This window comes from Acidimicrobiales bacterium, assembly GCA_036270875.1.
In the GTDB taxonomy this organism is placed as follows: Bacteria; Actinomycetota; Acidimicrobiia; order Acidimicrobiales; family AC-9; genus AC-9.
Window position 1 is genome coordinate 1 of the sequence record DATBBR010000114.1, and the last position, 8,575, is coordinate 8,575.

An 8,575-nucleotide genomic window follows, 5' to 3' on the forward strand; every position below is an offset into this window, starting at 1 on the left:
GCCGCCATGGCCGCCACCAAGCGGGCGCTGTGGCAGGCGCTCGAGCTGGGACTGACCGACGCCTGCCGGGCAGGGGCCAAGGAGCTGGCGTCGCTGTGGGGACATCCCGATCAGGAGGAGGGCCCCCGGGCCTTCGCCGAGAAGCGCGACCCCGCATGGGTCCCGCCCTCTGGGCGCTGAGGATGGCGGCCGGGTGACGACCGCCGGCGAGCTCCTGGTCCGGTGGCTCGGTGTACACGGGATCGACGCCGTGTACGGAAAGCCGCTGCCGGGCCCGACCGTCGTGGAGGTAGACGACCCGGAAGTGGCGGCCAAGCTGGCCACCGCGCACCGGCGCGTCAACGGCACCGCGGCGGCTGCGCACGCCGGCGACGGCCGGTTGCTCGTGGCCAGCCCGGAGCCGTCGGCTCCGGAGCTCGCCATCACCGACCCGACAGATCTGCTCGACGCCGATGTGTCCCTGGCTCGCGGGGCGCTCGTCCTCCGGTTGGACCTCGACCTCGACGCACCGGCGCCTGACGCGATACCGCCTCCGCCGGTCCGTGTCGATAGCTGGATAGAGCCCGATCCATACGACCTCGAGGTCATGACCGCGGCCCGATCCCCGGTCGTGTTGGCCGGACCGGATGTCATACAGAGCCAGGCAGTGGCGGGGCTGAGCGCCCTGGCGGCCAGCGCCAGCCTCGGCGTGCTCAATACCTGGGGAGCGAAGGGCGTGCTCGACTGGAGGAGTCGGCACCATTGGGCCACCGTCGGCCTGCAGGCGCGCGACTTCGAGCTGGGCGGCCTCGCCGATGCCGACCTGATTGTGGCCACGGGGCTGGATCCCGATGAGGCTCCGGCCGTGCGCTGGCAGCTGGCGCCGTCGGTCGTCGCCCGCCCGCGCTCTCTGGGGCCACTCGCCGAACGGTGGTGGCGGCCACGCCTCGATCTCGCCGTGCCCCCCCTCCGAGCCGGGCTCGCCGCCGTCACCCAGCAGGGTTGGTCGGCAGAGGTCGTGCCTCTCGCTCCGACCCGTGTGACCCTCAACTACGGCCGGAGCTTCGGTCCCGAGGGGCTCGTCGCCGCCGACCCGGGGGTCGCCGGATACTGGGTGGCGCGCACGTTTGCGACGACCGAGCCGGGCGCCGTCCACGTCCCGGCTCAGGCCGATGCCGTCGGCTTCGCCCCGGCCTGCGCGCTGGTCGCCCGGCTCCGCTGTCCGTCTCGTGCCGTGCTGGCCGTGGTGGACGGTCCGGTGGCCGCCCCGGTCCATGCCGTGCTCGAGGCGGCCGATCACCTGGGGGTCGCCGTACCGCTGGAGGCGTGGGACCCGTCCGGACCGGCACTGGCGCCTGCCGATCATCTGGATCGCCTCAGGCGGCTGGTCGTCGCCGAGCGACCGCAGCCGGTCTCCTTGGCGACCGATCCGGCCCAGCTGAGCCGGATGGTCGACGTCGCCGGTCCGGTCGTGGCATGGGGCGGCTCCCTGGAAGGCAGCTCATGACGAACCTGTCCTCGCTGCTCACTGAGCACCCGTTCTCCGACCACGAGCCCCTGCTGCACACGCTCGACCGCGCCGTGACCGCGGGCGATGCCCGGCGCGCTGCTGCCGTCCTGGCCGATGACCTGCGACAGAAGGGGGTCGATCCCGGCCAGGCCGTCGCCGCGCAGCTGCCGAACGGCCCCGAGGCGGTGATCGCCATGCTCGGCACCTGGATGGCCGAGTGCGTGTGGGTTCCCGTCAACCCCCGATCTCCGTCCCACGAGGTCGATCGCATCATCGAGGTGACCCAGCCCGCGGCCCTCCTCGACGAGTACGGCCTGACTGCTGATCGAGATGGCCGCACCTATGAGCCCGGCGTCGGGTTCGTCCTGTGGACATCGGGGACGACCGGCAAGCCCAAGGCCGTCCTGCACACCCACCACGCCTACCTCGAGCTCATCGACCGGGTGCTGGGTCCGCTTCGCGGCGGCCCCGGCGATCGCTCCCGCTCTCCCACGCCCAACCTGATCCCGGTCTCGCTCGCCCTCAACGCCGGGATCTACAACGCTCTGTTCGGCCTGCGCGCGGGCGCCGCCCTGGTGATCATCGCCCGGTTCGAGGCGAGTGACTTCGCCGCGTTGGTCGGGCGATTCCAGATCCGCTCCACGGTGCTGCCGCCGGCCGCCATCACCATGCTCAACGACGATCCCGAGATCGGCGACCTCTCTCCTCTCAGGTACGTGCGAAGCATCACGGCGCCACTCTCACCTCTCCAGGCTCGGCGCTTCACCGAACGGTTCCACGCCTTAGTGCTGAATGGATACGGTCAGGCCGAGATCGGAGAGGTCATCGGCTGGACCGCGGCGGACGCCAAGGCTTACCCCGACAAGGTCGGCGCCGTCGGCCGGCCGCATCCGGGGGTGCAGATCCGAGTCGTCGGCGACGACGCCAGCGTCGTGGAGCCCGGTGAGACCGGGCGGCTCCGTGTGCGGCCACCCAACCGGGCCCTCGGCTACGCAGCCGGCGGGGACCTCGAAGACCGCGTCGACGCGGACGGCTACGTCGACACGGGAGACATGGCCCGGGTCGACAGCGATGGATTCGTGTGGATCGAGGGACGCGCCAGCGATGTCATCAACCGGGGCGGGAACAAGGTCTACCCGGGCGACGTCGAGGAGGTGCTCCGGTTGTCCCCCGCGGTGACTGATGTGGCTGTCGTCGGAGCTCCGGACGACCGTCTGGGCGCTGTCCCGGTCGCCTTCTTCACCGGCGATCCGGCTCCAGCCGGGGAGCTGGAAGCTCTGTGCCGGGACCACCTGGCGCCCTACAAGGTGCCGGTGGCTTTCCACCATGTGCGCCAGCTGCCTCGAAACGAGACGGGCAAGGTGCTGCGGGCCGACCTCGTCTCACAGGCGATCGTCGAGCCCTAGCTCGGGCGGGACCCAGCTCGGCTGCCGTCTCTCCTTGAAGGCCAGGTATCCCTCGCGCGCCTCGGGACCCCGCACACTGGCGGCCATTCCTATGCGGTCGTACAGGCCGTAGTAACCATCCAGGGTGCGCTTGACGTCATTGCGAGCGCCCGGTGCCGTGCGCGCGCATGCAATGAGCACCTCGGTCGCCGCGTCGAGGAGCTCTTCGTGCGGTACGACACGGGACACCAGACCCCACTCCACCGCCTCGCTGGCACCCAGCCTGCGTCCGGTGAACATCAGGTCCCGGGTGCGGGCCGGACCGACCTGGCGGCAGAGAATCTGTGCGTAGTGCGTGTCGGCGATCCCTCGGTACAGCTCGGGCACCCGGAACGTTGCTCGATCACTGACGACGGCGACGTCGCTCAACATGGCGATGACGAGCCCCCCGCCCTGACAGATCCCGTTCACGGCGGATACCACGGGCTTGCGGGCCTGGCGGAGGGCGTCGAAGGGCAGGACCTCCATGTGCAGGAGGCGCGAGAGGTCGGCCCAATCGTCCTCGTTGGACCCGCCGAGGTCCCCCCCGGGGATGAAGACGTCTCCCGTACCGGTGATGAGCAACCCCGCCAGGCCGTCGTCGGCGTCGACATGGTTGGAGGCGTATCGCACCCCGAAGTACATGGCCGGCGTCATGGCATTGCGGCTGGCCGGCCGGTCGACGATGCACCGGCCGAAGGGCCCGTGCCGCTCGAAGCGCAGGTACTCCGTGCCCAGCCAGTCGCCTCGAGGCGGCCCGCTCTGGGGGCTGTCCTCCACCTGGTGTGTCTCCCCGGTCGTTCGTGCCGGCCCGGTCCGCACCGGCCAATCCCAACCGGCCGACCGGTAGTTCATCCCCTCGCAACCTCCCACGGCCACGCATGTCGATACAATATGCATGATAGCGAAGGTTCTGATCTGCTCTGGAGGACAATGCCCCGCACCTCGTCCGCTCCACGGTTCGCCAGACGCAGCAGCGGTACCGACGCTGCGTTGTACATCCGGCGATTGATCTTCGAGGGCGAGCTGCGTCCCGGCGAGCGCGTGCCCCAGGACGAGCTCGCCCAGGATCTCGGGATCAGCCGGATCCCGATCCGGGAAGCACTCATCGCTCTGGAGAGCGGCGGCTGGGTGAGCATCGAGCTCCATCGGGGCGCCTTCGTCACCGCACTGGACGAGCAGGCGGTCCGAGATCACTACGAGCTGTACGGCCTCGTCTATGGGTTCGCCGCCAAGCGGGCGCTCGCCCGCAAGGCGCCGGGTCTGGAGGACGAGCTGGCCAAGCTGGCGGATGCGTTCAACGAGACCGACGATGCCGACGAGCTCGAAAGCCTCGCCATCGACTTCCACGCCGCCATCACGGGGGCGGCGCGCTCACCACGCATCAACGTCGTGCTTCGAGCCATGTCAGGGCTGGTCCCGGGCAACTTCTTCGAGCTCGTCCCGGCTGCCATCGAAGGCGAGCGGAGGGGGTTGACCGCGATCGCCAGGGCCATGAAACGTCGCGACGGCGACCGGGCCGCCACCGAGTACCAGCGGATGATGAGACGCCAGGCTGACAACGTCGTCGCCGTCTTCCGCGAGCGTGGCCTGCTCGATAGTGCTGGCTCCGACGGACCCAAGGGTACGTAGATCAAAGATCCTGCCAGTCGTCGCTCCTGTCCGACTTACCGGGTTGCCGGCCGGTGCGGAAGGGCGACAGGGGTGCGTCGACGACGAGGAACCGCTCGGACGAGATGGTCCGGCCGTAGCTGGCGCGTCGCCACCGGCGTAGTGGCGTGTCCGCCTGCTCCGCCCGCTCCAGGGCGGCCCATCGTTCCCACGACGGGATGGCCCACAACAGGATGCACTCGGACTCGTTCGTCATGGCCGTCTCCCATGCACCGGCGAGCACCCAGCCGTGCTCCGCGTACAGCGGCACGGCCGTGTCCCGGATGTGCTCCAGGAAGTCGCGGGAGCCGCCCTGCGCCAGCCGGACCTGCTCGTGGGCGTACACCTCCCCCCGCACGCCATCGGCACACAGCTCCTCGATGGTGCGAGCCCACGGCGCGGGCACGAGAATCCTGTCGAGCCCACCGCGGCGGTAGTTGGCTGCCTCCGCCCACCACTTGGCCAGCTTGGGGTCCTGGAGCCCCGGGTGCTCGAACTCATGGCTGAACGACATCGCCAGGCCTTCGAAGCCATCCTCCTCCCAGATGTTGAGGACCCTCGGCCAGTGGGACGTGCTACCCACGACGCCCCACACGCCGTAGCAGAGCTGATGTCGTTCCTCTTGGGCGATGGGGCTCCAATTGGCCGTCATGTGGTACATGTACCGAGCCCGATTGTGGCCGAGGATGTCGATCAACTCGTGGATGTAGACCTTGCCGTTCGTCGTCATCTCCGAAGACCTCTCGCCCAAAGGTATATAGAATACGACAATAGCCGTACGAAGAACCGCCTACCGTCAGTGGAGGCTCCGCGTGCGCCCTGAAGACATGGTCCTCATCAGCGTCGACGATCACATCGCTGAGCCAGCGGACATGTTCGACGCTCACGTTCCGGCCAGGTACCGAGATCGCGCCCCGCGTGTCGTCACCGACGAGCGGGGCTTCCAGCAGTGGTGGTACGGCGAGAAGCCGGGCCGCAACCTGGGTCTCAACGCCGTTGCGGGCAAGCCTCCCGAGATGTACAACGTCAACCCCCAGCGCTACGACGAGATGCGTCCCGGCTGCTACGACGTTCACGAGCGGGTGCGGGACATGTCGGCCGGAGGGCAGCTGGCGGGGCTGAACTTCCCCAACTGGACCGGCTTCTCCGGTCAGGTTCTCAACGAAGGCCCGGATCGCGATGTCAACGAGATCATGATCAAGGCCTACAACGACTGGCATGTAGACGAGTGGTGCGCCGCGTATCCGGATCGGTTCATCCCCTGCGGCATTCTCCCCCTCTTCGACGTCGAGCTCGCCGCCGCTGAGGTGCGCCGGCTGGCGGACAAGGGCTGTCATGCGGTCACCTATTCCGAGAACCCCGCCGCCCTCAAGCTTCCCTCGATCCACAGCGGCCACTGGGACCCGCTCTTCGCCGCCTGCTCCGATGCGAGAACGGTGCTGTGCCTGCACGTCGGCTCGTCTTCTCGCAGCGCGGCGACCTCGCCCGACGCTCCGCCCAGCGTCGCCATGAGTCTGTCGTCAGCGATGTCGATCTACTCCCTGGGTGACCTGCTGTGGGCCGACTTCTGGTGGAGGTTCCCGAACCTGCGCTTTTCTCTGACGGAGGGGGACATCGGCTGGATCCCGTACTTCCTCCAACGGGCCGAGCACACCCAGGAGCGCCACGCGGGTTGGACCCGGCACAGCTTCCCTCCCGGCTCTGGTCCTGCGGACGTCTTCCGCCAGCGGGTGCTGTGCTGCTTCATCAACGACAGAGTGGGGATCAAGCTCATCGACGAGTTCAACATCGACAATGTCTGCTGGGAGTCGGACTACCCCCATTCGGACAGCAGCTGGCCCCGCGGGCCAGAGACGCTCGAATCGCTGCTCGGAGCTCTCGGCGACGACGAGATCGACAAGATCACCCACGAGAACGCCATGCGGCACTTCGAGTTCGATCCGGCGGTCGCCCGGGCGCCCGAGCGCTGGAGCGTCGCCGCCCTACGGGCCGAGGCGGTCGACGTCGACACCACCACGCGGGTGGGTCGCCCTCCCGACGACACCGACCTGGACTACTTCCAGAGCCTCAGAGCCGCACCGGCGGCACCACGCCGCTGACGGCCGGGGTCGAGACCGCCACGGCCCTACCCCAAGGCACCAGAGGCGCGGAGCTCGGCGATGCGGGCCTCGTCGTAGCCGAGCACGGTGGTCAGGACCTCGTCGGTGTGCTGGCCGAGCGTCGGTGCCATGGTGGGGGTGGCGAGCGCCTCGCCGACGACTTTGATGGGGTTGGGAAGCATGTCCGCACCGAGCTCGGACGCCGGGAGCCACGACATGCGGTCCAGGAACTGCGGATCGTCAGCGAGGGTCTTCGGCGAGTTGACCGGGGCGATGGGCACGTTGTGCTCCCCGGCGAAGTCCACCCAGGCCTCGGTGCTGCGCTCCGCGAACACCTTGGCGAGGATGGCCCGCAGCTCGAGATTTCCCTTGGCGTGGTCGGCGAACTTCGAACCTGGCCATCGCTCGAACAGGTCAGGACGACCCACGCCGTCACAGAACGACTTCCAGAAGGCCTGCTCGGACGCCATCAGCATCACGTACCCGTCAGCCGACTCGTAGATCTGGTACCGGACCCCGTCGCGCATGCCAGCCGTGCCCGGGGGCCGGCGCTCGTAGTCGTCTGACTTGTTGCCCGTGACCTCGGACTCGGGCCGTTCATAGGCCCGCCAGGTCGAGCTGCGAAGCCAGTCCATGGCTGCGGCGGCGTCGGACTGCGCAACCTCGAGCTGGCTCCCCTGGCCGGTGGCCCGGGCGTTGGTCACGCCGGCCAGGATGGCGAGGGCGCCGTAGAGGGGCCCGGCGTTGATCCCGATCGAGACGTGCTCGGGGATGCCGGGAAAGCCCTCCGGGGTGCGCTCTGGGGTGACGACCCCCGCCCAGGTGTCGTACGCGATGCCGTGGCTGGGCAGGTCACGGTACGGGCCCGTCATGCCGTACCCGGAGATCGTGCAGAAGACGATGCGTGGATTCACCGCGCTCAGCTGCTCGAAGCCCAGACCGCGACGGGCCAGCCCGCCAGGCCGCATGGCCTCCACGACGGCATCAGCTCCTCGTACCAGGTCGAGGAAGACGCTCTTCCCCCCCTCCGTGCGGAGGTCGAGCACGACGCTGCGCTTCCCCCGGCTGAGCTGCAGATGCATCAGCGAGACCCCGTCGACGATGGGCCAGGTCATCTCGCGGACATAGTCGCCCTGCGGCGGCTCGACCTTCACGACATCTGCCCCGAGGTCAGCCAGAGGAGTGGTGATAGCTCCGGGTCCGAGCATCGAGCACTCCACCACCCGGAGCGATGACAGCGGTGCCGTCACGTGGAGCCGCGCTTCTCGCCCATCCTCGAATTGTGTCACGTTCGCACCGGCCCACTTCGACTAACACCGGGCCATCGGCACTACCTGCGGTTTCAGCGGTCCCCGGAGTCACCTTCACTTCGACTCACACCGTCTCGCATCAGCCCGTCGGCAGAATCGATGGCGGAATCTCAGCCCGGACGGTTGGCCTTGAACCGCCAAACCGTCGGTCGCACCGGGGCTGTCTCGGGTCGATTTTCTTCCTCACGTCCATGGTGCGTTGGCCTGTGCCCCTAGTCGGGGGGCCGAGCCAGGGTGCGCCGCACCCGTTTGCCGAGGTTGCTCGCTCTTGCGACATCGACGAGCACCGGCGGAACATAACGACGCAAGCGTGGGAAAAACGGGGCAGAGCTCGTCGCGCCGGGCGAGGCCGGCGCGCTGGCGGCAGGTGGCGGGGGCAGAGGCCTCGTTGCGACCTGCAGTACCTCCCATCCAAAAATGGATTCTCGATGCAGAATGTGAAGCTCCGAGTCTTCCTCCACTACCCGCGTCATCGAAGCAGCGCTGACGCTGCTGCTCGGGCGACGCGTCGCATAGAGCTTTTCGTTAGTCGTCGCAATGGGCACGAGATCCCCACTGGCGCAGGCAGGCCACACCGCAGCGCCGACACCAGCGCAGCCAAAG

General features: G+C 68.6%; 8 protein-coding genes. 5 read left to right on the forward strand and 3 right to left on the reverse strand.

The window, feature by feature from the left end:
• The 3 genes from VH112_11835 to VH112_11845 all read left to right on the forward strand — a co-directional run.
• On the forward strand, positions 1–180 hold a 180-nt coding region (locus VH112_11835; protein HEX4540925.1), incomplete at its 5' end, for a hypothetical protein.
• A 13-nt stretch (positions 181–193) separates the two neighbouring features.
• On the forward strand, positions 194–1,486 hold the full coding sequence (locus tag VH112_11840) for a hypothetical protein (GenBank protein HEX4540926.1): 1,293 nt from the start codon (positions 194–196) through the stop codon (positions 1,484–1,486).
• A complete protein-coding gene (locus VH112_11845) occupies positions 1,483–2,895 on the forward strand; it encodes an AMP-binding protein (GenBank protein ID HEX4540927.1) in 1,413 nt (470 codons plus the stop codon). Before VH112_11840 ends, VH112_11845 begins: the two co-directional genes overlap by 4 nt.
• Here the strand turns inward: VH112_11845 and VH112_11850 are convergent.
• Complete coding sequence (locus tag VH112_11850) at positions 2,872–3,693, reverse strand: enoyl-CoA hydratase/isomerase family protein (GenBank protein HEX4540928.1); 822 nt, start codon at positions 3,691–3,693, stop codon at positions 2,872–2,874. The genes VH112_11845 and VH112_11850 overlap by 24 nt on opposite strands.
• Before the next feature lie 153 nt (positions 3,694–3,846).
• Here VH112_11850 and VH112_11855 point away from each other — a divergent pair, with 153 nt between their 5' ends.
• On the forward strand, positions 3,847–4,545 hold the full coding sequence (locus tag VH112_11855; GenBank protein HEX4540929.1) for a GntR family transcriptional regulator: 699 nt from the start codon (positions 3,847–3,849) through the stop codon (positions 4,543–4,545).
• A 1-nt stretch (position 4,546) separates the two neighbouring features.
• Here the strand turns inward: VH112_11855 and VH112_11860 are convergent, their stop codons facing one another.
• The gene (locus tag VH112_11860) at positions 4,547–5,293 is read right to left on the reverse strand and encodes a hypothetical protein (protein HEX4540930.1); all 747 of its coding nucleotides are present in this window, start codon (positions 5,291–5,293) and stop codon (positions 4,547–4,549) included.
• A gap of 82 nt (positions 5,294–5,375) precedes the next feature.
• On the opposite strand from VH112_11860, the gene VH112_11865 reads away from it, so the two are divergent.
• Entirely contained in the window at positions 5,376–6,662 is a 1,287-nt protein-coding gene (locus VH112_11865; protein HEX4540931.1) for an amidohydrolase family protein, read from the forward strand.
• A 26-nt stretch (positions 6,663–6,688) separates the two neighbouring features.
• Here the strand turns inward: VH112_11865 and VH112_11870 are convergent, their stop codons facing one another.
• Positions 6,689–7,912, reverse strand: a complete 1,224-nt coding sequence (locus tag VH112_11870) for a CoA transferase (GenBank protein HEX4540932.1) — start codon at positions 7,910–7,912, stop codon at positions 6,689–6,691.
• Positions 7,913–8,575 lie beyond the last annotated feature (663 nt).